This is a genomic window from Halomonas almeriensis, assembly GCF_030409235.1.
Lineage (GTDB): Bacteria > Pseudomonadota > Gammaproteobacteria > Pseudomonadales > Halomonadaceae > Halomonas > Halomonas almeriensis.
The window spans coordinates 275,746-300,503 of the sequence record NZ_JAUFPO010000009.1; the positions used below are offsets into that span (position 1 = coordinate 275,746).

Consider the following 24,758-nt stretch of genomic DNA (forward strand, 5'->3'; position numbering starts at 1 on the left):
ATGGAGGCGGGTGCACTGAAGCGGTTAGTGCACTAATGAAACGCCATTCTAGGCGCTTCTGCCGAGGCAGTGGAAGAGCTGTCGCGGATCAGGGCGTCGCCAGGTGAGTCATCTCCAGCCGGCTCTTGCGCTGGCCGTCGCTGTAGTAGGTCATCGACAGCAGCAGGCCGGGCAGGCGCGGCAGGAAGTCGAACACCAGACGGCGCTGGTCCTCGTCCGCTGAAGTGACCTCGACTTGCAGGGCTTCGAATTCGCCGGCGGGCAGGTCGAGTGTGCGCCGCCCCATCACGCGATAGTCGACACTTTCCTTGCGGCCGCGATGGTCCACGTAGTCCACGCGACAGGTCGATGCGCAGGAGCGTTCAATGGCGCGACGCGCCAGGGCGAAGAGCGCGCTCTGACGGTCGGGCAGCGTGGCCAGAGCCTGATGATCCAGCTTATAGGACTTCTTGATGCCCAGCAGCGAGTAGCCGGAAGCGTAGTAGTAGGCCTGCAGCGACGCCTCGCCGACGCGAAAGCGTCCGACCTCGTGGCCACTCATGCCCGGCAGTGTGGCGCTCATCCGGCTTTGCCAGCCACTGGCGGTGGCTTCCAGGCGATGCTGGATATCGGCATCCGGCCAGCCATCCACTTCCAGGTAGTAGCGCGCCTCGAAGGCCCGGGGCGATGTATCTGCGGCCAGACTGCCGCCGCTCGGCAGGGCCAGTAGAAGCAGCCAGAGTGTCAGGGGCAACCGCTTGGGCATGGTGATTCCTTGTGGTGTGGTAGGAAGGTGCCAGGCACCCCATCTGAACATCAGATTGCGCACAGCCTTCGCTGGTTCCCGAACCGCTGCGGGATTCGAGGCAATGCCGATCTTGTCCTATGCTGGCTATGGCGTTTCAAGCTCCCCCACGAATCAGGAGACAACATGGCTAGAGTACTGCTCATTGCCGGCGACTTCGTCGAGGACTATGAAATCATGGTGCCCTTCCAGGCGCTGCAGGCCATGGGGCATACGGTGGATGCCGTGTGTCCCGAAAAGCGCGAGGGAGACAGCGTGCGCACCGCCATCCATGACTTCGAGGGCGACCAGACCTATTCCGAGAAGCCCGGGCACAACTTTTCCCTCAATGCGTCCTTTGCCGAGGTCGCGATGGTGGACTACGACGCCCTGGTGGTGCCCGGCGGAAGGGCGCCGGAGTATCTGCGCCTGGATGAGCGTGTGCTCGAGATGGTCCGGCATTTCTTCGAGCACGACAAACCCGTGGCGGCGATCTGCCATGGCGCCCAGCTGCTGGCCTCGGCCATTTCGCTGGAGGGCTTTCGGGTCTCGGCCTATCCCGCCTGTGCGCCGGAGGTCACGCTGGCCGGCGGCAACTTCACCAGCCTCGAGGTCGATCAGGCGATCACCAGCGGCAAGCTGGTCACCGCCCCGGCCTGGCCGGCACATCCCGCCTGGTTGGCGCGTTTTGCCGAGCTGCTGTAAGTCGCGTTTGCCGAACCGAAGCCAGTAGTCGAGGGGCCGGCGGTCAGTAGCCGGCCTCCGGGTCAATGGTTGGCTGGGGCGTGCCGGCCTCGAATGCGCGCAATGCCTCGGCAACCTGATCGACGGCATCCTTCAGCGGCGTGGGGCCGGCCATGTGCGGCGTGACCAGAATGCGGGGATGCGACCACAGCGGGCTCTCGGCGGGCAGTGGCTCGACCGGGAAGGCATCCAGCAGGGCCCCTCGGAGATGGCCGCTGTCCAGGGCGTCGAGCAGGGCCGACTCCTCGATCAGCGAGCCGCGGCCCGGGTTGATAAGGCTGGCACCCTGCGGCAGCCGAGCCAGTGTCTCGCGGTTGATCAACTGATGCGTGGCCGGCGTGCCCGGCAGCAACAGCACCAGGCTGCGTACCCGGCCGAGCAGGCCAGTAAGCCCCTCATCACCATGATGGCAGGTCACACCTTCGAGGGTTCTGGGCGTGCGGCTCCAGCCGTGAACCGGAAAGCCATCGGCGGCCAGGCTGGTGGCGACCTGGGCGCCGATGGCGCCCAGGCCCAGTACGCCGACTGGCCAGTCCGCCTTGTCGGTCACGGCGTGTTCGCGCCATTCGCCACTGGCCTGCTGGCGGGCATAGCGGTCGAAGTCGCGCTGGAAGTGCAGCACGCCATAGCGCACATAGTCGGCGATGGGGCTCGCCATGCCGGCATCGCGCAACTTGACGATGGGGATTTCGCGGGGCAGCGCGGGGTTGTCGAGCAGGGCATCGACACCGGCGCCCAGGTTGACGATGCCCTTGAGCTGCTCGAGCTCGGCGAACAGCTCGGCGGGAGGCTGCCAGGCCGCCAGGTAGTCGACCTCGCGGCGCTGTTCGGGCGTTGCCTCCTCACCGAGGATTTCCGCATTCGGCAGGCGGCGCGACAGGGCGTCGCGCCAGGCGTCCGCGTTGTCATGGTGGATCAGTACGCGCATCCTTTCCCTCCCTTCAATAGACGAATTGCATCATGGGCGGTGGTGCCTCGCCCAGCAGGTTGACGAGGCGCTGCAGGCCCTCCTCGAAGCGCTCGATGTCCGGCTCCGCGCCGACGCTGACGCGCACCCGTCGTGGCGCGGCCGTCTGCTCGACCATGAAGGGCAAGGCGGTGGTAATGGCCACGCCTTCCTGTTCGGTTTGTTGCTGCAACTCCTCGGCCCGCCATGCGCTGGGCAGTCCCAGCCAGACATGCATGCCGGTGGTGCGTGCCATGCGCTCATGACCGCTCAAAAGCCGGTTGGCCAGACGCTGACGCTCGGCCAGCAGATGACGCTGCTCCGCGGCCATTTCCTCGACCGTGCCATCGGCCAGCCAGGCATCGGCGATCTCGAAGCTCAGCGGGGTGGCCATCCAGGTGGTGGCGCGCATGCGCGGCAGGGTGTGGTGCAGCTGGCCGCGCGGCACGCTCAGGTAGCCGGCACGCAGCCCCGGTATGGTGGCCTTGGTCAGGCTGGTGACGTGAAACCCCAGGTGCGGTACCCGAGCGGTCAGTGGCGTCAGCCCCGGCGGCTCGAGCAGGGCCATGACGTCGTCCTCGATCAGCCAGACCGCATGATGCTCCAGCACCTCGGCGACCGCATCGCGCCTTTCCTGCGTCATGGTAGCGCCGGTGGGGTTGAGCTGAGTGGGGGTCAGGCACACGGCTCGCGGCTTGAAGCGCCGACAGGCCACGTCCAGGGCGTCGGGCAGGATGCCCTGTTCATCGATGGCCACCCCCCGCATCTGGAACCCCAGGGTGCGCGACAGGGCGATCAGGCCGTGGTCGGTGAGGGCCTCGGTCAGCACCAGGTCGCCATGCTGGACAACCGTGGCGATGGCCAGCAGAAGCCCGTGGGCGGCGCCATTGCACAGGATGCGGTCATCCGCCTCTCCCGGCACGCCCAGTCGCTGTGTCAGCCACTGGCTGGCCCGCTCGCGCTGATGAGGCAGACCGGCAATCGGGCGGCTGGCGGTGATGATCTCGGGGCTCGCCTGCTCGGCCAGCTGCGCCAGGGTTTCACGAAAGCGCAGGTGATGGCTCGGCGGACATACGGGGTGGGCAATCGACAGGTCGATCAGGGTATCTTCATGCCGCGGGTCGGGCTTGCGCAGGTAGGCCGAATCACGCGAGTCATCTAGCGCATTGACCCAGGTGCCGCTACCGGTGCGGGCCTGCACCAGTCCCATCTTCTCGGCCTGGGCATAGGCCCGCGAGACGGTCTGCACGCTGATGCCCATGGTCTCGGCCAGCTCCCGGTGGGTGGGCAGCCGGGTGCTAGGCGGCAGTTCGCCCTGGCGAATGGCCTCGGAGAGTGCCCTGGCAATGGCGAGGTACTTGGGCCCCGAGTCCGAGAGATAGCTTGTGAGATCAATTGTCATGATTCAATAAAGCTTTTGACCGCCCGCTAACTGGTGGTGATAGTATCACCATACCGACAAAGGCCCGGTATTGTCATGATGTTGCCGAGTAAATGTCATGATAATGCGGGCCGCAGATGGTCGTCTTGAGTGTCAGCATTGATTCAGTGCTATGCCCCGGCGCCTGAGGAGAACAGGTGTCCGGATGTTGGTGGTGATCGTTTGGCGAGCGATGTCATGATTCAGGTTTCTCTTCCCTTCACTCGTGAAGAATATGCTGGCCGTCTCTGGAAGGTTCGTGCCGAAATGGCGAGCCGCGGGATCGACGTGCTGATCATAAGTGACCCTTCCAACATGGCCTGGTTGACGGGTTATGATGGCTGGTCTTTCTATGTCCACCAGTGTGTACTCCTAGGGCTGGAAGGCGAACCGGTGTGGTACGGGCGACGCATGGACGCCAATGGTGCCTTGCGGACCTGCTGGATCGATCCGGACAACATCACCTATTACCCGGATTACTATGTCCAGAATCCGGATATGCACCCCATGGACTACCTGGCGCAGACCATCCTGCCCGATCGCGGGTGGCATAAGGGCGTGGTGGGCATGGAAATGGACAACTACTATTTCTCGGCCAAGGCCTATCAGTGCCTGCTGAAAGAGCTTCCCCACGCGCGCTTTGCCGATGCCAACTCCCTGGTGAACTGGTGCCGTGCCATCAAGTCGCCCCAGGAAATCGAGTACATGCGGATCGCCGGCAAGATCGTCGCCGGCATGCACTCGCGGATTCTCGAATGCATCGAGCCGGGCCTGCCCAAGAGCAAGCTGGTGTCGGAAATCTATCGGGTGGGCATCGAGGGCTGGACATCCCCCGAGGGCAAGGTCTTCGGCGGCGATTACCCGGCCATCGTGCCGATGCTCCCCACCGGCAAGGATGCGGCGGCACCGCACCTGACCTGGGATGATTCGCCCTTCCGCGAGGGGGAAGGCACCTTCTTCGAGATTGCCGGCGTCTACAAGCGCTACCATGCGCCGATGTCGCGCACCATCTTCCTGGGTCGCCCGCCCCCCGAGTTCGTGCGGGCCGAGTCGGCGCTGCTGGAAGGCATCGACAATGGGCTGGAAGTGGCACGGCCCGGCAATCGCCCTGCGGATATCGCCATGGCGCTGGGTGCGGCCATGGACAAGTACGGCTTCGACCGGGGCGGCGCACGCTGCGGTTACTCCATCGGCCTCAGCTATCCGCCCGACTGGGGTGAGCGCAATATGAGTCTGCGTCCCTCGGACGACAGCATTCTCGAGCCCGGCATGACCTTCCACTTCATGCCGGGCCTCTGGGTGGACGACTGGGGACTCGAGATTACCGAAAGCATACTGATCACCGAAAACGGCTGTGAAACCCTGGCGGACTTTCCTCGCCAGCTGTTCGTCAAGTAAGGAGCCCTCATGAGCAAGCAATCCGGTCAGCTGCGGCCCAGCCCGATTTCCGCCACCGTCGACTTCGATGCCGACGGCGTTCAGCATGGCTTCCTCAAACTGCCGGTCTCCAATGATGAGTCGGCCTGGGGGGCGGTGATGATTCCCGTCACCGTGGTTAAGAACGGCGAGGGGCCTACAGCGCTGCTGACCGGTGGCAACCATGGTGATGAGTACGAGGGCATCACCGCCCTTCACAAGCTCTCCAGCCAGCTGCGCGCCGAGGACGTCACCGGCCGCGTGATCATCGTGCCGATGATGAACACGCCGGCCTGCATGGCGGGCCGCCGCACTTCTCCCATGGACGCCGGCAACGCGGGCAACCTCAATCGCAGCTTCCCGGGCGACCCGGATGGCAATGTGACCGAGAAGATCGCCGATTACTTCACCCGGGTGATGGTGCCGATGAGCGACGTGGTGCTCGACCTTCACTCCGGTGGACGCACTCTGGACATCATCCCGTTCGCGGCCTCCCATGTGCTGGACGATGCCGAGCAGCAGCGCAGCGCGCTGGAAGGTGCTAAGGCCTTTGGGGCGCCCTACGCGATGATGATGTTCGAACTGGATGCCGCGGCCCTGTTCGACACCGCGGTCGAGCGTCAGGGCAAGGTCTTCGTGGCCACCGAGCTGGGTGGTGGTGGCACCTCGACGCCGCAGAGTCTGGCGATCACCGAGCGTGGAATCCGTAACTTTCTGATCCACTACGGCCTGGTTGAGGGCAACGTCGAGATGCCGGCCGAGCCCCAGGTATATCTCGACATGCCGGACGCCAGTTGCTATGTGCAGAGCGAGCATACCGGTCTGCTCGAGTTGACACTGGCGCTGGGTGACCCGGTCTCGAAAGGGCAGGTCATTGCCCGTGTCTACGACATGACGCGCAGTGGCGTGGCACCCATCGAGTACACGGCCGAGCGCGACGGCGTCCTGGCGGCCCGGCGCTTCCCGTCCAGTGTCAACATGGGTGACACCATTGCGGTGATCGCCGAGGTCGTCGAGTCACTCGGCTGAATATTGAGAGCCAGGTAGACCCATGAAGCTTGATCGTTATGATCTGAAAATTCTGGAAATCCTCTCCCGGGATGGGCGCATTACCAAGTCCCGGCTGGCCGAGGCCATCAACCTCTCGGTCAGTCCCTGCTGGGAGCGCGTGCGTCGTCTGGAAAAGGCGGGCGTCATCGAAGGTTACAGTGCCCGCCTGAATACCGATGTGCTGGTCAGGCGCACCCCGGTCTGGGTGCAGGTCGAGCTCAAGGCCCACAACGCCGAGAGCTTCGCCCGCTTCGAGGCCCTGGTGCACGATACTCCGGAGGTCACCGAATGCGTGGCCGTCGGTGGGGGCCTCGACTATCTGGTCAAGATCGAGGCCTCGTCGATCGATACCTATCAGCGCCTGATCGACGATTGGCTGACGTCCGAGGTGGGCATCGAGCGTTACTTCACCTATATCGTGACCAAGACCGTCAAACAATCCACGGCCCAGATCACCGCCGAGGATCTCTCCCCTTGATCCCTTGTTGACGGGGCCGGATGCAGGCCCCGTCCTCCCGTCGGACAATCCGGCGCCACAGAAAAAACACCAAGTCCGTCGCGCCCGAAAAAAAATCCTCGCCTTTAAAGCGGCTCGCTTTGAAAAGTCCTGCCCCCTCTTACCCCTTACCATGGTGACATCAGGCGGCATCCGCCGCCGTTGTCTTCATGGCCGGTGTCGACGCGACGCCGGTTTACCAGAGGGAGAAGTATATGACGCTGTCCAACCAGCTGAGCGACCTGCGACTGTTCCGTCAGTACGCCTACGTCGACGGCAAGTGGACTCACGGCAGCAGCGGTCGCGAGGAAGCCGTGACCGATCCGGCCACCGGCGAGACCCTGGGGCACATCCCGGTGCTCGACGCCGACCAGATCCGCGGGGCCGTGGACGCCGCCGATACCGCCTTTGCCCATTGGCGAGCCCTGCGCGCCGACGAGCGCTGCGAGCGTCTGCTGGCCTGGTACGACCTGCTGCAGGCCAATCGCGAGGACCTGGCGACCATTATGACCCTTGAGCAGGGCAAGCCGCTGCCGGACGCGCGTGGCGAGGTCGAATACGGCGCCAGCTTCGTGCGCTGGTTCGCCGAGGAAGGCAAGCGCACCTTCGGCGATACCATCCCAAGCCATATTCCCAACGCCGCCCTGGGCACCCTCAAGGAGCCGGTGGGCATCGCGGCTTTGATCACGCCCTGGAACTTCCCGCTGGCGATGATCACCCGCAAGGCCGCGGCCGCCATGGCTGCCGGCTGCTCGGTGGTCGTCAAGCCGGCCCACGAGACGCCGTTTTCCGCGCTGGCGCTGGCAGAGCTGGCCGAACGTGCCGGCATCCCGGCCGGCGTGTTCAATGTGGTGCTGGGCGATGCGCCGGAAGTCTCCAAGCTGCTCTGCGATGACGAGCGCATCAAGGCGCTGTCCTTCACCGGCTCCACTCGAGTCGGCCGCCTGCTGCTCGAGCAGAGCGCCAACACCGTCAAGCGTGTCTCGCTGGAGCTGGGCGGCAATGCGCCCTTCATCGTCGGGCCGGACATGGATCCGCATGAAGCCGCGCTGGCCGCCGTGGCTGCCAAGTTCCAGACCGCCGGTCAGGACTGCCTGGCCGCCAACCGCATCCTGGTCCACGAGTCCATTCATGACGCCTTCGTCGAGCACTTCGCCGAGCGCATGGCCGCCATGACGGTGGGCAACGGCATGCAGGGCGAGGTCGATCAGGGGCCCTTGATTCATGGTCAGGCCGTCGACAAGGCCTCCGCCATCGTCGATGATGCCGTCTCCCGCGGCGCGACCCTGGTGGCCGGCGATCAGAGCCAGGCCCCGGGCCCGAACTTCTTCATGCCGACCCTGCTGACCGGCGTGACCCCTGACATGCAGGTCTGGCGCGAGGAAAACTTCGCTCCTGTGGCGGGCGTCTCTGCCTATCGTGACGATGACGAAGTCATCGAAATGGCCAACGATACAGAGTATGGTCTTGCCGCATACGTCTACACCCACGACATCCGCCGCATCTGGAAACTGCTGCGCGCCCTGGAATACGGCATGGTCTCGGTGAATTCCGTGAAGATGACCGGCCCGCCGGTGCCCTTCGGCGGCGTCAAGCAGTCAGGCCTCGGCCGCGAGGGTGGCGTGATGGGTATCGATGAGTATCTCGAGACGAAGTATTACTGCCTGGGGGCGCTGGGCTCCGTCTCTGGTAGCTGATCCGGCTGCGAGTTTCGAGATACGAGCTTCGAGATACGAGCACCCCCAACCCTGCTCCGAAGGTGGGGTGGGGTTCGCAGCTCGTTACTCGTTTCTCGCGAACACGGGCTGGCTGCTATCCGCAGGCCGAGCCAAGATGACGAACATCCTCTCCGGCGCCGCCGGGGAGCTTTAATGGAGAACTGCATGACCACGCACAAGGATCTGATCGATCGCGACCGCAAGGTGACCTTCCACGCCTCCACGCACCTGCGTGACTTCGCCCAGGGCGATGCACCGGGCCGCGTCATCACGGGTGGCAAGGGCATCAACATCGTCGACAAGGACGGTCGCGAATTCATCGACGGCTTTGCCGGCCTGTACTGCGTCAACATCGGCTATGGCCGCAGTGAAGTCGCCGAGGCGATCTACCAGCAGGCGCTGGAGATGTCCTACTACCACACCTATGTGGGCCACTCCAACGAGCCGCAGATCGCGCTTTCCGAGAAGATCCTCGAGCTGGCCGGCCCCGGCATGTCCAAGGTCTACTACGGCATGTCCGGCAGCGATGCCAACGAGACCCAACTCAAGATCGTGCGTTACTACAACAACGTGCTCGGCCGCCCGCAGAAGAAGAAGGTCATCTCGCGCATGCGCGGCTACCACGGCTCCGGCATCGCCTCCGGCTCGCTGACCGGCCTCAAGGCGTTCCATGATCATTTCGATCTGCCGATCGAGACGATCCGTCATACCGAGGCGCCGTACTACTATCACCGTGCCGCCGAACAGGAAGGCATGAGCGAGCGCGAATTCTCCAAGCACTGCGCCACCAAGCTGGAAGAAATGATCCTGGCCGAAGGCCCGGACACAGTGGCCGCCTTCATCGGCGAGCCGGTGCTGGGTACCGGGGGTATCGTGCCGCCGCCCGAAGGCTACTGGGACGAGATCCAGGCCGTGCTGGCCAAGTACGACGTGCTGCTGATCGCCGACGAAGTGGTGTGCGGCTTCGGGCGTACCGGCAGCGAGTTCGGCAGCCACCACTACGGCATCAAGCCGGACCTGATCACCATCGCCAAGGGCTTGACCAGCGCCTACCAGCCGCTTTCCGGCGTGATCGTCGGCGACCGCGTGTGGAACGTGCTGGAGCAGGGCACCGGCGAATACGGCCCGATCGGCCACGGCTGGACCTATTCCGGTCACGCCCTGGGCTGCGCCGCCGGCCTGGCCAACCTGCAGATCATCGAGCGCGAAGGCCTCACCGCCAATGCCGCCAACACCGGTGCCTATCTGCAGGAACGCATGCAGGCCACCTTCGGCGATCATCCGGTGGTCGGCAACGTGCGGGGCGTGGGCATGATGGGCGCGCTGGAATTCGCCGCCGATCCGGCCAAGCGTCAGCACTTCGATCCGTCCCTCAAGGTCGGGCCGCGCATGTCCGCTGCCGCGCTCGAGCAGAACCTGATCGCGCGTGCCATGCCGCAGGGCGATATTCTCGGCTTCGCACCGCCGCTGACCACGACCCGCGCGGAAGTCGACGAGATCGTCGCGCGCACCAAGAAGGCCGTCGACAAGGTGACCGACGAGCTGACGCGGGAAGGCGCGCTGCAGACCGCCTGAACAGCATCACCGTCATGATGTGAAAGAATCGCCGCAGGGACTCGCGCCCTGCGGCGATTGCGTTTGGGCGTTGCATGATCCGCGCAGAGAGAGGAGAGATGAGATGTCGAAGCCGGAGCTGGGTGTGACACTGGCCGAAATCCAGGCGGCGCGTCGGCGTATCGCCGGGCAGGTGACGCGCACCCCCTTGATCCGCTCGGCGGCCCTGTCGGCGCGTTTCGAGGCCGAGGTCCTGCTCAAGCTGGAAACCCTGCAGCCAACCGGTGCCTTCAAGCTGCGCGGCGTCGTCAACATGATCAGCGCCCTGCTCGAGCGGGATGGCCGGCAGGCCCTGGCGGCCGGTGTCACCACGGCCTCGACCGGCAATCATGGCCGGGCGGTCGCCTACGCGGCATCACGCCTCGGCGTGCCGGCCATCATCTGCCTGTCGCGCCAGGTGCCGGACAACAAGGTCGCGGCCATCGAGGCGCTGGGCGCTGAGGTACGGCGTATCGGCGACAGCCAGGACGAGGCCTTCGGCGAGGTGGCGCGACTGGTCGACGAGCAGGGCATGACGCTGATTCCGCCCTTCGATGACCCCCTGATCGCTGCCGGGCAGGGCACCATCGGCCTGGAGCTACTGGACGACGCGCCGGACCTGGATCAGGTGCTGGTCGGCCTCTCGGGAGGCGGCCTGCTGGGCGGCATCGGGGCCGCCCTCAAGGCCAGCGGGCCCGAGCTGGAGGTCACGGGCGTCAGCCTGTCCCGGGGAGCGGCCATGCATGACAGCCTGCTGGCCGGTCACCCGGTCGAGGTGGAAGAAGTCGCCAGCCTCGGCGATTCGCTGGGCGGCGGCATCGGTCTGGACAATCGCTGCACCTTTGCGCTGGTGCGCGAGGTCATGGATTCCCACTGGCGGGTTTCCGAAGCCGCCATTGCGCGTGCCATGGTGGAGCTACTGGAAGACGACAAGCTGTTCGTCGAAGGCGCCGCCGCGGTGGGGCTCGCCGCATTGAACGAGCATCAGCTGGATATCCGCGGCCGCAAGGTGGCGCTGATCCTGTCCGGTAACGGCGTCTCGCTGGAGACGCTTGATCAGGCCCGTGGGCTGGCGGGACGATGAATGTCGAGCTTCGAGCTTCGAGCTTCGAGCTTCGAGCTTCGAGCTTCGAGCTTCGAGCTTCGAGCTTCGAGCTTCGAGCTTCGAGCTTCGAGCAGGGAGTTGCAGCTCTGGAGGCGGTTGTCGGGGTTCGGATCTCGCATCTCGCCGCTCGTATGCTTTGGGTTTCGAGCTTTTGAGGAGGTTTTTCCATGCAGTTGTATCAACGCGATGCCATCGAGGCTGCCGTGACCCTGGACCATGCGGCGTTGGCGGCCGTGGAGGCGGGCTTCGCGGCGCTGGGGCGCGGCGAGGTGGTGCAGCCGCCGATTCTGTCCATGGCCATCGAGGAGTCCAATGGCGAGGTCGACGTCAAGACCGCGCATATCCGCGGCGCCGAGCGCTTCGCCATCAAGGTCAGTCCCGGCTTCTTCGACAACCCCCAACTCGGGCTGCCGAGCCTGAATGGCCTGATGATGGCGTTCTCGGCCCGCACCGGCCAGGTGGAGGCCGTGCTCTTCGACGAAGGCTATCTGACCATGATCCGCACCGCGCTGGCCGGCGCCATCGCCGCCAAGCAGCTGTCGCGGGAGAGCAGTCAAAGGGTCACGGTGCTGGGCGCCGGTGAACAGGCCGAGCGGCAGGTAGAGGCCTTGCGGCTGGTGCGCGATATCCGCGTCGTCGATGTCTGGGCGCGGCGCCGCGAGGCCGCCGAGTCGTATGCCCACCAGCTGCGGCAGCGTGGCCTGGAAGTCAATGTGCATGAGGAGCTGCCGAGCGCCTGTGCACAGGCCGATATCATCGTCACCACCACGCCTTCCCGGGAGCCGCTGCTGCAGGCACGCGACCTGCCGGAGGGGGTGCATATCACCGCCATGGGCTCGGACGGCCCGGACAAACGCGAGCTGGCGGACGCCCTGCTGACCCGCGCCGATGCCTTCGTCTGTGATACCCGCGCCCAGAGCGAGACCAATGGCGAGCTCAAGGGCTTCGCCGGGCGCGAGGCGCCGTTCAAGGTGCATGAGCTGGGGCAGGTGATCGCCGCCGGCGAGAGCCTTCGACTGACGGATGCCACCATCACCGTCTGCGACCTGACCGGAACCGGCGTGCAGGATACCGCCATTGCCGGTTTTGCCCTGTCACGCCTGGCCGACTGAGGCAGGGACTGCCTGCGGCCGGGCTTGCCGAACCCGCGGACTCGCGTCACGCTGAGAGCAGGAGGTTTCACAACGCATTGTCGAGGAGGGCGTGATGAAGCGACGCGTACTGGCGTTTGATGTCTATGGCACCCTGATCGATACCCATGGCGTGGTCGAGGCCCTGGCGTCGCTGCTGGGCGATATCGAACGCGCCGCGGCGTTTTCGCGCTGCTGGCGCGACAAGCAGCTCGAATACAGTTTCCGACGTGGGCTGATGGGGGCCTACGTGGATTTCTCGCGCTGTACCCGGGAGGCGCTGGAATTCACCGACCGGTTGCTGGGTACCCGGCTGTCCGATACCGACAAGGAACACCTGATGGGGGCCTATGCCGGTCTGCCGGCCTTTGCCGATGCCGGGACGGCACTGGCTCGCCTCGCCGAGGCCGATGTCACCTGCGTGGCCTTTTCCAATGGTGGTCGGGACGCGGTGGCCGGGCTGCTCGAAGGGGCCGGCTTGAGCGAGTATTTCGCCGATATCGTCAGCGTCGAGGAGGTCCACCGCTTCAAGCCCGATCCGGTGGTCTATGCCCACCTGCGCCAGCGCCTCGAAGCCGAGCCGGCCCGGACCTGGCTGATTTCCAGCAATGCCTTCGATGTCATCGGCGCCCGCCACGCGGGGCTGCACGCCGCCTGGGTGCGCCGCAGTCCGGAGGCGCCCTTCGACCCCTGGGGCATCGAACCGGATACCACCGTGGCCGATCTCGAAGGTCTGGTCGAGTATCTGCAGCAACGGGCCGACCACTGAGCCGCGGCGTCAACGCCTTGTTGCGCCCGGCAGCCAGACGCTGAGCAGGGCATCCAGCGAGATCAGGCCGGCGCCGCGCAGGATCAGGGTCAGCAGGCTGGCGGCCCAGAGCCCGTGGGTGACCCAGGCGCCGGGGTAGACGAAGACCTGGATGACCAGTGTCATGCCGAGCAGGCCGACGGCGGCAAGCCGGGTCGCCAGTCCGGCCCAGAGCGCCAGGGACAGTGAAAACTCGGCGAGGGTCGCCAGATAGGCGGCCAGGGCGGCGGGGATCAGCGGCAGGGCGTATTCGTGCTCGAACAGGAAGAAGGTGCTCTGGGTGATGCCGCCGCTGTCCACCTTGGTCAGGGCCGAGAGAAAGAAGACGCTGCCCAGCACCAGACGCATCAGCAGCAGGACGGCATCCAGCGGCAGTCGGTCGAGACAGGGGGCGAGCTTCAGGTAGTAGCCGTGGAGTGGCTTGCGCCAGTCAATCTTCATGAGGGTATCTCCTGAGCCTGAGTCAGGCTGCCCAGTGCCAGCAGGGTGCCCAGCGCCTCGCTGACCTGCGCCTGATCCGTCTGGCGGGCGCTGGTCGCCAGCGCCTCGCCGAGTGGGATGGGGGTCGCCAGAGTCTGATAGAGCCGGCGCGTGCCGGGGTTCACGGGGTGTATCTCGACACGCCGGCCATGGCGAATCAGCAGCCAGGGCCAGTCACCGGCGGCGCCGACGGGGGCGTGGTCTTCGCCGCGCTCCAGGGCGTGCCAGAGGCCCAGTACATCGTGGTGGCCCTCTACCAGCCGGGACGCCGGATGCGTCATGCAGCAGACGGCTTGCGGGTCCTCTGCCTGGCCCAGCAGTTCGGCGCTCAGTGGTGCGGCATCGGCCGCGTGACTGACGATGAGTCGGGCATGCTCGAGCCGACAGATATCCACCACATAGCGGTAATCCTGCATCACGCTCAGGCGCTCCAGCGCCTCGGCAAAGGCCTGGCCGTAGTAGCGCAGGCGTGGCTCCTCGGGGAGCCGTTGACGCACATGGTCGCTGGCCACACTCCGGAAGAAACGCTCGCCGAGCAGTGTGCGGGTGTGCGGAAAGGTCTGGGCCAGGGCCTCGATCAGGCTGTGGCACACATTGTTGCGATAGACATCGAAGCCCGGCTGATGGCCCAGCCGGCTGTCGCCGGCCTCGCCAAACTGCAGGGCCCGGGCGAAGTCCCGTTGCCATTCGGCGAGCGAGGTCATGAGGCCGGCTCCAGGCAGGCCAGCGGTGCGGTGGCCGCGCTGGCGTGATAGCGGCGGGCGAGGGCAGCCTCTTCCAGCCAGCGGGGCAGGCTGGGGATGCGGGTATCCCACTCGATGAGGGTGGGTACCGCCGGCAGGGCGTCCGTCAGCTGGGCATAGCGCTGCCAGACGGCCTCGCAGACCGGGCTGCCGTGATCGTCGATGCGCAGGGGCGGCGTCGCCTCGGTGTCCAGCGAGTGCCCGGCCAGATGAAACTCGCCCACCGCCGACAGCGGCAGCGCACTCAGGTAGTCACTCAGGTCACGCCCCAGGTTCTCGGCGCTGATGTAGGCGTTATTGATGTCCAGCAGCAGGCCGCAACCGGTGCGCCGGACGAGCTCGTTCAAAAAGTCGGCCTCGCTCAGGGTGTTGTCCAGCGCCATGTAGAGGCTGGGGTTCTCGACCAGCAGTTGTCGCCCCAGGGCCTGCTGGGTGGTGTCGACATGGCGGGCCACCACCTCGAGGCTTTCCTCGCTCAGCGGCAGTGGCAGCAGGTCATTGTAGAAATCGCCTTCCAGTCGGCTCCAGGCCAGGTGCTCGGAGACACGCACCGGGTTCAACTCGTCCACCAGATGCACCAGACGGGCCAGGTGCTGGTCGTCCAGCGGCTCGGCGCTGCCCAGTGACAGACCGACGCCATGCACCGACAGCGGGTAGCGCGCGGCGATGGCGGCGAGGTCGTCGCGCATGGGCCCGCCCGCGCTCATGTGGTTTTCGGCGTGCAGTTCGAGAAAGTCGATGTTGGCCGGCTCGGCGATCAGCTCGGCCATGTGCTGCGGCTTCAGGCCGATGCCCTGGGCGGCGCGGGGCAGACGGTGGGCATCCATGAGCATGTCGCTTCCTCCTCTGTGGTAACAGGCTCCTGCCGATATCCGGCTCACCCCGCGGGATGAGCCGGTGACATTCAGGGACGCTCGATGGGTTCCAGGCTGCCGTTGCCGTGGGGGGTCTCGATGCTGGTGCAGCTGCCTTCGGGGACCAGGGTCCAGGCATTGCCCTGGTAGTCGACAGTGGAAGTGCCGGCGCAGGTGGTGCCCGGTCCCGCCTTGCAGTCGTTCTCGCCGGCCAGGGCGACGCCGTAGCACTTTTCCATGGACTCTTTATCGTCGGCCATGGTGGTGCCCATGGCGCCGGCCTGGGCAATGGCGGTGGTGATGATGGCGGCCATCAGTGTGGACTGTTTCATGATCTGACTCCTCGTTGGCTGGGGTCTAACGCCACCGCGCCAGCTCGTCAGGCGTCGGTGGTCATGATTGAGTGGCGCGGGATCACGGATCCTTACAGCCTCGAGGAAATTTTTTTGGTTCATCGCACTTTCGCGTGGCGAGCCTCCCGTAAGGCAAGGCGCGTTGGCGGGCACCGCGCCCGTGCCGGCACCTACCTGCTTTATGCCAGTCATGTGGCGGCGATGGCGCCGGCCCACAGTGATCGCTCCGGTCGCGGCCGGCAGGCCATCCGTCAGTTGCCGCCGGCCGTGACGTCGGCATGCTCCGCTGCAGCATCAAGCAACGGCGAGGCAGCGCCGACATGGGTCAGGGCCAGCCGGTGCATGGCACGGGTACAGGCCACGTAGAGCAGGTTGCGGTCCATGTCGCTGGTATAGTGGCTCGCCGACGCATCCGGCACGATAACGCGGTCAAACTCCAGCCCCTTGGCCATGTGGGCCGTGCAGGCGATGATGCCCCGGCCGAAGGCCTGGCTGTGCTCGCCGAGCAGCTGTAACCGCTCGAAGCGGCCATCCAGGGCCTCGAAGACCTTTCTGGCCTGCTTCTGGGTCTTGCAGATGATCCCCAGGGTGTTGTGCTCGCCCTGTTCGAAGTCCTGGACCAGGGCATCAATGGTCGCCATCTGATCCTTGCGGGTGCGGCAGGGGATGACCCGAGGCTCTTCGTCATGGCGCTCGATGGCCTCGAGCTCGGGATTGGGTGAGATGCGCTGGGCGAAACGGGTGATCTGAAGGCTGGAGCGATAGCTCTTGTTGAGGGTCACGCAACGCGCCTGACGCATGACCCGGCGGATTTCATCGGCCTGCGAAGCGCTGTAGGGGTTCACCGACTGGAAGGCGTCCCCGAGGATCGTCTTCTTGCAGCTGAACAGGCGGCCGATGACCGCGTACTGTACCGGGGTATAGTCCTGCATTTCGTCGATCAGCAGGTGCTTGACGCTGCGCCAGCTGGAGTGAACGCCCTCCAGTCGCATCTTCAGATAGATCAAGGGGAAGACATCGGCATACTCGAGCCGCCCGCGGGAGGCCGGCTTGAAGAGTTCGGGGCGGCCCTGCCAGTCGTAGAACCCCTTGTAGGTCTCGCGCAGGGTGGACTGGCGCAGCATCTTCCTGATCGAGGCCTTGAGCTCGCGGCGTTCCTCGGGCTCCAGATCATAGTGGTACTGATTGCCGATCTTTTTCTCGATCTCCCAGCTGACCTGCTGCAGGCGTTCATTGGTGGGCAGGTGGCGGTGTTTGCGAAACACCTCTTCCAGTAACCAGCCGGGTACCAGGCGTCGGGCGATCCAGATGTCCTCGGCGGCGAAGCGATTGGCTTCGACATGGCCGGCATAGCGATCCAGCTCATCGAGGAAGTCCGGCGAGGCCTTGAAGCGCAGGCGCGCCGTCATTGCCTCATCATGCTTTTCCAACAGCTTGGTGGTCTGCTCGAAAAAGGTCTCAAAGCGATACTGGCCCGCCAGAAGCTCGTCGGCCAGGTCTTCCATGCCGATCTGGTTGACCGTCTCCTCGCCCAGTTCGGGTAGCACATTGCCGATGTAATCGGAGAATACCCGATTGGGCGAGATGATCAGGATATCCTCGGAACCCAGGCTATCCTTGAAGCGGTAGAGCAGATAGGCGATGCGGTGCAGGGCGATGGAGGTCTTGCCGGAGCCGGCCACCCCCTGGATGATCAGCGCCTGTGCCTCATCGTTGCGAATGATGGCGTTCTGGTCGCGCTGGATGGTGGCGACGATGTTCTTCATGCCCTCATCGCTGGCACGGCTCAGCTCGTCCTGGAGCACGTCGTCGACCACATGCACGTCACTGTCGATCATCAGCTCGATGTCGTGCCCCTTGATGCGGAACTGACGCTTCAGGGTGATCTCGCCGGCGACGTGACCTTCCGGGCTCTCGTAGGACGCCGGGCCGGTTTCGACTTCGTAGAACATCGACGCGATGGGGGCGCGCCAGTCATGCACCCGACTCTCGCCGCTCAGGTCGTCGTGGAAATGGTGAATGCCGATGTAGACGGGTTTTACGTCCCCCTGCCGGGCAAAGTCGAAGCGGCCGAAGTAGGGCGACTTTTTCAGCTTCTCCAGCTTCCGGCGGCGTGACAGCGCATTGTCGCCGGTCATGACCGCCTGCTGGATGGACTCCCGCGCCGAGATCTTCTCGATATGATCCATCTCGTCGCGGCTCGACCACAGATACTCCTTCTGTGCCTGAACATCCTCGGCATAGGCGTCGATCCGGCGGTCCAGCTCGGCAAGGTTGGTGTCGATACGGGTGTGAATGTCGTCGAGGTGTCGACGCTCGGCCTGGCGTGCGGCCGAATCATTGCTGTCATTCATGTCGTCAGCTTCCTTTGGCACCCTGGATGGAGCGGAATGGCGCCTGATGCATCGTCCGGGAACCTGTCGTCATGCCAGGACCGGCGCAGCGAACTTCGCGGGCCGCGCCGGTGCCGGGCAGCCTAGCGCAGCAGCAGAACCGGGATATCGGCCTTGCGCAGCATTTCGGTGGTAGTGCTGCCGACCAGCAGCTGGCGGATCCGCGAGTGGCCGTAGGCGCCCATCACCATCAGATCAATGGCGTGCTCTTCCTGATAGGCGTGGAGTGTGGCTTCCACTTCGCCGGCGCGGATGGCGCCCTCGGCCTCGTGGCCGGCCTCGCGCAGTGTCGACAACGCCCAGTCGAGCTGTGAGCGGTGGTCGCCGGTGTCGGCGCCGATCATCACCACATGCACCGGGATGCCCTCGAACAGCGGGCTCTTGGCCAGCATCTCGACGCCCTTGCGGGTGGTCTTGCTGCCGTCGAAGGCGATCAGCACGCGTGCGGGCTGCTTGAAGGCGCCGGGAACCATCAGAATGGGGCGGTGCAGGCCGCGCACCACGCGTTCCAGGTTGGAGCCCAGGTGCTCGCTGTCCTGGTGAGCGTTCGCGCCGCGCTTGCCCATCACCAGCAGTCGGGTCTCGTCGGCCAGCTCCTCCAGGGTCTCGACCAGGGTGCCATTGCGCTGGCGAGTCACCGGCTCGGCCACACCGCCCTCGATGGCGCGATCCCTGGCCGCCTGGAGAATCAGCCGGCCCTGCTCCTGGGCCACCTTGGCGCGCTGCTCATCCAGCTCGGAGAGTTCCTCGAGCAGGTGCTCCCGCGCGCCCAGCCCGATGTTGCCGGACAGGTCCGCCTCGGCGGTCTGGGGGTGATTATCCACCACATGCAGGAAAGTCAGTGGCGCCTCGAGCGCCTGACTGGTCCAGGCGGCGTAGTCGCAGACCCCTTCCGAGGAGGTCGAGCCATCAATGGCGGCCATTACGTGTTCGGTCATTGGAATTCCCTTGTCTATCGAAAATGTACGGCGTCGCAACGATCGCGATCCAGCAGGGATCACGCCCAGTGGGTCACGCCCCAGAAGCCCACCAGCGACAGCACGACCGCATAGGGGAAGGCCATGACGACCATCCTGCCGTAGGAGAGGCGCAGCAGTGGTGCGATTGCCGAGGTGAGCAGGAACAGGAAGGCGGCCTGACCATTGGGCGTGGCGACGCTGGGCAGGTTGGTGCCGGCGTTGACGGCGATGGCCAGCAGGCGAAACTGTTCGGCGCTGATATCGCCCCGGAGTAATGCGGCCTTGATCTCGCCGATATAAACGGTGGCGACAAAGACGTTGTCGGAGATCGCCGACAGCAGCCCATTGGCGATGAACAGCAATCCCGCCTGGCCCTCGGCGGGCTGTGCCAACACCATCTCGATGAAGGGCTGAAATAGATGCTGGCTGTGGATAACCGACACGATGGTAAAGAAGACGACCAGCAGGGCGGTGAACGGCAGGGCTTCCTGAAAGGCCTTGCCGATCTGATGCTCGTCACTGACGCCGTTGTTGCAGGTCAACAGCACGATCACCGCCAGCCCGATCAGCCCGACTTCGGCCAGATGCAGCGCCAGTGACAGGATGAGGAAAACGGCCACCAGGGCCTGCCCGATAAGCGCGGCGCGTTCGCGATTCGTCCGTTTCATCGCCTTGTGATGGTCATAGTCCCTGAGGATCTTGCGAATGGTCTTCGGCATGGCAGTGCCATAACCGAACCATTGAAGTTTTTCCAGGGCCAGACACGTCATGAGCCCTGCCACCAGGACGGGCAGGCTGATCGGCAGCATGTTGAGATAGAACTCGATAAAGTTCCAGTCAGCCTCCTTGGCAATCAGCAGGTTCTGGGGCTCTCCGACCATGGTGGCGACCCCACCCAGGGCAGTACCGACAACGCCATGCATCAACAACGAGCGCAGGAAGGCGCGGAAGTCGTTCAGCTCCTTCTGCAATTCGGCGCGCACCGGGGCGTCGTCGTGGTGGTCATGGTTATGATCGTAGCTCTTGCCCGAGGCGACCTTGTGATAGATGGAGTAGAAGCCCACGGCGATGGCGATGATCACGGCGGTGACCGTCAGGGCATCCAGGAAGGCGCTGAGCACTGCCGCCATGGTGGAGAACAACAGCGCCAGCAGATACTTTGAGCGCACATGGATCAGCAGCTTGGTAAAGGTGAACAGCAGCAGGTTCTTCATGAAGTAGATGCCCGCCACCATGAACATCAGCAGCAGGATCACCTCAAGGTTGTGCTCCACTTCGCTCATGACCGCCTCGGTCGAGGTCAGGCCCAGAAAAACCGCCTGCAGGGCCAGCAGTCCGCCGGGCAGCAGCGGGTAACACTTGAGGGCCATGGCCAGGGTGAAGATGAACTCGCCCAGCAGCAGCCAGCCCAGCAGGGTCCCGGCCTGCTCATCGAGGGTCCAGTGACACAGGGCATTGAACACCAGAAAGGCGAGAATGACGATCTTGTACCAGATCGGCGTATTGCCCAGGAAATTGCGGAAGGCGCCGCCCAGCATGAGGCGCGGAGAAGAAGGGCGTGGGGTCGTACTCTCTGAAGGCATGGTGGCAACGTTGTGTCGGCGGTTCGTTCCGGCCTGCCCGGCTACCGCGAGTGCGGCATGCCGGGCGGTGCGCTTGATTGCGTGATGGAAGGCGGCGTACCTCGAGACTCGAGGCCTGCCGCCTGGAAGTCGCGGTACCTCAGTGTCCGCCCATCAGTTTTTCGACGGCTTCCGGGTCATCATGCACGGCATAGCGGTCGACGATGGTTGCGCTGGCCTCGTTGAGGCCGATCAATTCCACCTCGGTACCTTCGCGGCGGAACTTGATGACGATCCGGTCCAGCGTCTGAACGGCCGTAATATCCCAGAAGTGAGCGCGCGACAGGTCGATGGTGACCTTCTCCACGGACTCCTTGAAGTCGAAGGAGTCGCCGAAGCGTTCGGAAGAAGCGAAGAACACCTGGCCGACCACCTTGTAGATACGGTGGTGCCCCTTTTCCGCCTCCTCGCTGCCGACATAGAGGATATTGCCGACCTTGTTGGCGAAGAACAGTGCCGCCAGCAGCACACCCACGAAGACGCCGATGGCCAGGTTATGGGTGCCCACCGTGACCACCACGGTCGCGACCATGACGATGTTGGAACTCATCGGGTGCTTCTTGAGGTCGCGGATCGATGACCAGCTGAAAGTGCCGATTGAGACCATGATCATTACCGCCACCAGGGCGGCCATGGGAATCTGCGAGACCCAGTCGGCGAGGAAAACGACCATCATCAGCAGCGCCACGCCGGCGATCAGGGTCGACATGCGGCGCCGACCGCCGGACTTGATGTTGATCACCGACTGGCCGATCATCGCGCAGCCCGCCATGCCGCCGAGCAGGCCGGCGCCGATGTTGGCGATGCCCTGGCCCTTGCACTCATGGTTCTTGTCGCTGGAGGTGTCGGTGAGGTCATCGATGATGGTGGCGGTCATCATCGATTCCAGCAGACCCACGACGGTCAGCATCAGGGAGTAGGGCAGGATGATCATCAGGGTTTCGAGATTGAGCGGCACGTCCGGCCACAGGAAGACCGGCAGGCTGTCGGGCAGCTCACCCATGTCGCCCACGCTGCGGATTTCCATGCCGGTGGCCATGTAGACGACCGTCAGCACCACGATGCACACCAGCGGTGAGGGCAGGGCCTTGCCGATGACCGGGAGATAGGGAAAGCCGTAGATGATGGCCAGGCCGGCAGCGGTCATGGCATAGACCGGCCAGGTGACATCCGTCAGCTCGGGCAACTGGGCCATGAAGATGAGGATGGCCAGGGCATTGACGAAGCCGGTGACCACCGAACGCGAGACGAAGCGCATCAGATCGGCCAGCTTGAGGTAGCCGGCGACGATCTGCAGCACCCCGGTGAGCAGGGTGGCGACCAGCAGGTACTCCAGACCATGCTCCTTGACCAGGGTGACCATCAGCAGGGCCATGGCGCCGGTCGCGGCCGAAATCATCCCGGAGCGCCCCCCGGTAAAGGCGATGATCACGCAGATCGCGAAGGACGCGTAGAGACCGACCTTGGGGTCGACGCCGGCAATGATGGAGAAGGCAATGGCTTCGGGAATCAGTGCCAGTGCGACGACGATGCCCGCCAGGGCATCGCCCTTGAGGTTGGAGAACCAACTCAGTTTCATTTTTTCGTACATGCTGCGATCCAGTCGGAGGTGTTCGTTGTGCCGTTGGGCCGAGGCCATGTCGTGAACGTGCCCATCCCGATACCGCAGGCATCAGGCACTCAAGGTGCAGGGGCTAGGCATGGCGAAGTGTGGACGGCGGGGCGTCCGGAACAACATCGGAACGATGTCGGCCTGCAACACCATCGTCGAGAGGCGTCGAGGCGGGAGGAGGCGAGAACGCTAGGGTGGAGTCATCAGCCCTGTCAGCAGAGTGCTCATGTAATGGAGAAGCCCTTCTGGGTCGATGGTTCAATGCTCTGAAGGCAGTCGGCGCTGCCGCCCTGCGTCAACGGCGGCTGATTATACCAAAGGATAAAAGCGTCTGCACTTTATGGATTTTTCCCCTTGTGACACGCCGGCGAGGATGGTGTAGAACGAGGGTGACGAATACCCTACGCCAGCTTCAGGACAGACAGATGACAGAACAAGTGATGGCCGCCATCGACGGCTCGAGCGTTTCCGAAAGTGTCTGCGACTATGCGACCTGGGCCAGCCGGGCGCTTGCAGCGCCACTGACCTTCCTTCACGTGGTGGATAACCACCCTCAGACCGCCGAGGCGGACCTGTCCGGCAATATCGGGCTGGGCGCGCGGGAGCACCTGCTCGAGGAGCTTTCCCACCTGGACGAGGAACGCGCCAAGCTGGCCCAGGAACAGGGGCGGGTGATGCTCAAGGCGGCCGTGGAACGCGCCAGCCAGGAGGCTGACGGCGAGCCGGCCACGCGCCAGCGCAATGGCACCCTGGTCGAGACCCTTGAGGAGCTCGAGGACGAAATCCGTCTGATGGTGATCGGCAAGCGCGGCCAGACCGCACAGCAAGCCAGTGAACACCTGGGCTCCAACCTGGAGCGGGTGGTACGCGGTCTGCACCGGCCGATCCTGATGGTGCCCGAGGGCTTCAAGACGCCACAGCGCGTGCTGGTCGCCTTCGATGGCAGCAAGACCACCCGCAAGGGAGTCGAGATGCTCGCCAGCAGCCCGCTGTTCCAGGGCATCGCCTGCCATGTAGTGATCGTCGGCGCCGACACCGGGGATCATCGCTCGCAACTGGAGTGGGCGCTGAAGACGCTGCGCGACGCCGGCCACGAGGCCGAGGGTGCCATCCGCGCCGGTGAGGTCGAGGAGACCCTGAGAACCTACACCCGGGAACAGGATATCGACATGCTGGTGATGGGCGCCTACGGCCACTCGCGCATTCGCCATCTGCTGGTCGGCAGCACCACCACGGCGATGCTGCGCAAGGCGAGCGTGCCGGTACTGCTGCTGCGCTGAGCTTCGTCGGTTGTCAGGCGGGGGTGGTGTCGTCACTTGGGCCAAGCCGGTTGAGCAGTGGCTGGGCAAGCGTCCAGCCGGTGGCCAGCAGCACCAGCATGCCGATCAGCACCTGGTTGAAGCTGGCGCCCAGGTCCAGGGCGATACCCAGCACGGCGGGGGCGATGCCGGTGGAGAACACCATGCAGGCGCTGAGGGTGGCGCGCAGGGTGCCGAGATACTCGGCGCCCCACAGGCGCACCAGCAGGCTGGTGGCAATCGACTCCTGAGCGCCGACCGCCAGGCCGCCGCCGACCATCAGGGCCCATACGCCGGCATGCCCGCCGATCAGGATGGCGATCAGCAGGGCGGCGACAAAGGGCACTAGATACCACCTTGCCACGCGTGCCGCCCCAAGGCGGTCGACCCAGCGCCCGCCGAGCAGGGCGCCGGGCAACTTGGCCAGTCCCATGCCGGTCAATGCCAGGGCATAGACGGCCAGGCTGCTGTCCAGCGCCTCGGTCATCTGCGCCTGATAGATGAACAGCCCGGTCATGGTGACCGGCATGATCATCAGCAAGGGCAAAAGCTGCCAGAAACGCCGCTCGCGGAAGGGCTTGAGCCCACCCTTTTGACGACTTTCCGGCTTCCTGCCCGGTGCCCCGGGCCATCGGCCACGCCACAGCAGGGGCAACCAGAGACTCCCCAGCAGCAGGCCGAAGCACCACCACAGCTCCCGCCAGCCCAGCCACACCAGTAGCGCCGCGACCAGTGGCGGCAGCAGGGTCTCGCCCAGCATGAGGCCGGTACCGGCCAGTCCCAGCGCTCGCCCGCGCAGCGTGGTGAACTCGCGCCCGGCCAGGGTATTGCCGAGGTGGGACATCATGCCCTGGCCGCATAGCCTGACCAGGCCGAGTCCCAACAGCCCGAGCCCCCAGAACGGTGACAGCGTGAGCATCAGGACTCCCAGCAACAGCATTCCCAGCACCACCATCGCGAACCGACGTGGCGGAATCCAGTCGATGCTGGGGCCGAAGCGCAGCATGGCGAAGCCGGCGATCAGGGTTACCACGGTGTAGGCGGTGCCGAACTGACCGGCGCTGAGTCCGAGGTGCTCGGCCATGGGGGCCTGGAAGAGGCCAACGAAGAAACTCTGACCCAGGCTCGAGGAGAACATCGCCATAAAGGCAATACTCAACAGGCCGCGGTGTTCCTGCAGCAGGGTGCGGTAGCCCATCTTGTTGCTTGTCATGACGGTCCTTCGTGACGTGCGCATGGTGTCGCCGGAGTGCTG

22 protein-coding genes are annotated in these 24,758 nt (G+C 64.7%); 10 read left to right on the forward strand and 12 right to left on the reverse strand.

Translation table 11 applies throughout. The annotated features are described in order from the left end of the window. Positions 1-88: 88 nt before the first annotated feature. Complete coding sequence (locus QWY74_RS08095; RefSeq protein ID WP_264824174.1) at positions 89-745, reverse strand: hypothetical protein; 657 nt, start codon at positions 743-745, stop codon at positions 89-91. Positions 746-910: 165 nt separating this feature from the next. On the opposite strand from QWY74_RS08095, the gene QWY74_RS08100 reads away from it, so the two are divergent. Then, entirely contained in the window at positions 911-1,468 is a 558-nt protein-coding gene (locus QWY74_RS08100; protein WP_264824173.1) for a DJ-1/PfpI family protein, read from the forward strand. A 43-nt stretch (positions 1,469-1,511) separates the two neighbouring features. Here the strand turns inward: QWY74_RS08100 and QWY74_RS08105 are convergent, their stop codons facing one another. Together QWY74_RS08105 and ehuR are read right to left on the reverse strand one after the other, a co-directional pair. Continuing rightward, positions 1,512-2,435, reverse strand: coding sequence for a 2-hydroxyacid dehydrogenase (locus tag QWY74_RS08105; protein ID WP_264824172.1), 924 nt, complete (start codon positions 2,433-2,435; stop codon positions 1,512-1,514). Positions 2,436-2,448: 13 nt separating this feature from the next. After that, on the reverse strand, positions 2,449-3,855 hold the full coding sequence (gene ehuR / locus QWY74_RS08110; RefSeq protein WP_264824171.1) for a MocR-like ectoine utilization transcription factor EhuR: 1,407 nt from the start codon (positions 3,853-3,855) through the stop codon (positions 2,449-2,451). 216 nt (positions 3,856-4,071) lie between these two features. Here ehuR and doeA point away from each other — a divergent pair, with 216 nt between their 5' ends. The 8 genes from doeA (at position 4,072) to QWY74_RS08150 (ending at position 13,150) form a co-directional block, all read left to right on the forward strand. Beyond that, positions 4,072-5,271, forward strand: a complete 1,200-nt coding sequence (gene doeA / locus QWY74_RS08115; protein ID WP_264824170.1) for an ectoine hydrolase DoeA — start codon at positions 4,072-4,074, stop codon at positions 5,269-5,271. A gap of 9 nt (positions 5,272-5,280) precedes the next feature. After that, on the forward strand, positions 5,281-6,318 hold the full coding sequence (gene doeB, locus QWY74_RS08120) for a N(2)-acetyl-L-2,4-diaminobutanoate deacetylase DoeB (protein ID WP_264824169.1): 1,038 nt from the start codon (positions 5,281-5,283) through the stop codon (positions 6,316-6,318). A gap of 22 nt (positions 6,319-6,340) precedes the next feature. Continuing rightward, positions 6,341-6,817 carry an Lrp/AsnC family transcriptional regulator gene (locus QWY74_RS08125; RefSeq protein ID WP_264824168.1) on the forward strand — a complete coding sequence of 159 codons (477 nt, stop codon included), beginning with the start codon at positions 6,341-6,343 and terminating at the stop codon, positions 6,815-6,817. Between the two features lie 233 nt (positions 6,818-7,050). Beyond that, a complete protein-coding gene (locus QWY74_RS08130) occupies positions 7,051-8,532 on the forward strand; it encodes an NAD-dependent succinate-semialdehyde dehydrogenase (protein ID WP_290314106.1) in 1,482 nt (493 codons plus the stop codon). Between the two features lie 186 nt (positions 8,533-8,718). Beyond that, positions 8,719-10,128: an aspartate aminotransferase family protein gene (locus QWY74_RS08135; RefSeq protein ID WP_290314107.1), complete on the forward strand. Its 1,410-nt coding sequence runs from the start codon at positions 8,719-8,721 to the stop codon at positions 10,126-10,128. Between the two features lie 103 nt (positions 10,129-10,231). Further along, positions 10,232-11,230 (forward strand): hydroxyectoine utilization dehydratase EutB, encoded by a 999-nt coding sequence (gene eutB, locus QWY74_RS08140; RefSeq protein WP_290314108.1) that lies wholly within the window; start codon positions 10,232-10,234, stop codon positions 11,228-11,230. A 188-nt stretch (positions 11,231-11,418) separates the two neighbouring features. Next, complete coding sequence (locus QWY74_RS08145; protein ID WP_290314109.1) at positions 11,419-12,363, forward strand: cyclodeaminase; 945 nt, start codon at positions 11,419-11,421, stop codon at positions 12,361-12,363. Positions 12,364-12,457: 94 nt separating this feature from the next. Next, positions 12,458-13,150 carry a haloacid dehalogenase type II gene (locus QWY74_RS08150; RefSeq protein ID WP_290314110.1) on the forward strand — a complete coding sequence of 231 codons (693 nt, stop codon included), beginning with the start codon at positions 12,458-12,460 and terminating at the stop codon, positions 13,148-13,150. Between the two features lie 9 nt (positions 13,151-13,159). Here the strand turns inward: QWY74_RS08150 and QWY74_RS08155 are convergent, their stop codons facing one another. The 8 genes from QWY74_RS08155 to QWY74_RS08190 form a co-directional block, all read right to left on the reverse strand. After that, a complete protein-coding gene (locus tag QWY74_RS08155) occupies positions 13,160-13,630 on the reverse strand; it encodes a DoxX family protein (protein ID WP_290314111.1) in 471 nt (156 codons plus the stop codon). Continuing rightward, entirely contained in the window at positions 13,627-14,373 is a 747-nt protein-coding gene (locus QWY74_RS08160) for an HvfC/BufC N-terminal domain-containing protein (protein ID WP_264824160.1), read from the reverse strand. Before QWY74_RS08160 ends, QWY74_RS08155 begins: the two co-directional genes overlap by 4 nt. Next, positions 14,370-15,245: an MNIO family bufferin maturase gene (gene bufB, locus QWY74_RS08165; protein ID WP_290314112.1), complete on the reverse strand. Its 876-nt coding sequence runs from the start codon at positions 15,243-15,245 to the stop codon at positions 14,370-14,372. Before bufB ends, QWY74_RS08160 begins: the two co-directional genes overlap by 4 nt. Before the next feature lie 71 nt (positions 15,246-15,316). Beyond that, entirely contained in the window at positions 15,317-15,598 is a 282-nt protein-coding gene (locus QWY74_RS08170; protein WP_264824158.1) for a BufA1 family periplasmic bufferin-type metallophore, read from the reverse strand. A gap of 272 nt (positions 15,599-15,870) precedes the next feature. Beyond that, on the reverse strand, positions 15,871-17,973 hold the full coding sequence (locus QWY74_RS08175; protein WP_264824157.1) for a HelD family protein: 2,103 nt from the start codon (positions 17,971-17,973) through the stop codon (positions 15,871-15,873). A 122-nt stretch (positions 17,974-18,095) separates the two neighbouring features. Next, on the reverse strand, positions 18,096-18,950 hold the full coding sequence (locus QWY74_RS08180; RefSeq protein ID WP_264824156.1) for a universal stress protein: 855 nt from the start codon (positions 18,948-18,950) through the stop codon (positions 18,096-18,098). A gap of 59 nt (positions 18,951-19,009) precedes the next feature. Beyond that, on the reverse strand, positions 19,010-20,509 hold the full coding sequence (gene nhaB / locus QWY74_RS08185; RefSeq protein ID WP_264824404.1) for a sodium/proton antiporter NhaB: 1,500 nt from the start codon (positions 20,507-20,509) through the stop codon (positions 19,010-19,012). 184 nt (positions 20,510-20,693) lie between these two features. Beyond that, positions 20,694-22,184: a SulP family inorganic anion transporter gene (locus tag QWY74_RS08190; protein ID WP_264824155.1), complete on the reverse strand. Its 1,491-nt coding sequence runs from the start codon at positions 22,182-22,184 to the stop codon at positions 20,694-20,696. Positions 22,185-22,630: 446 nt separating this feature from the next. Between QWY74_RS08190 and QWY74_RS08195 the strand changes: the two genes are divergently transcribed. Then, on the forward strand, positions 22,631-23,485 hold the full coding sequence (locus QWY74_RS08195) for a universal stress protein (RefSeq protein ID WP_264824154.1): 855 nt from the start codon (positions 22,631-22,633) through the stop codon (positions 23,483-23,485). A 13-nt stretch (positions 23,486-23,498) separates the two neighbouring features. Here the strand turns inward: QWY74_RS08195 and QWY74_RS08200 are convergent, their stop codons facing one another. After that, on the reverse strand, positions 23,499-24,716 hold the full coding sequence (locus tag QWY74_RS08200) for an MFS transporter (protein ID WP_290314113.1): 1,218 nt from the start codon (positions 24,714-24,716) through the stop codon (positions 23,499-23,501). Between the last annotated feature and the right edge of the window lie 42 nt (positions 24,717-24,758).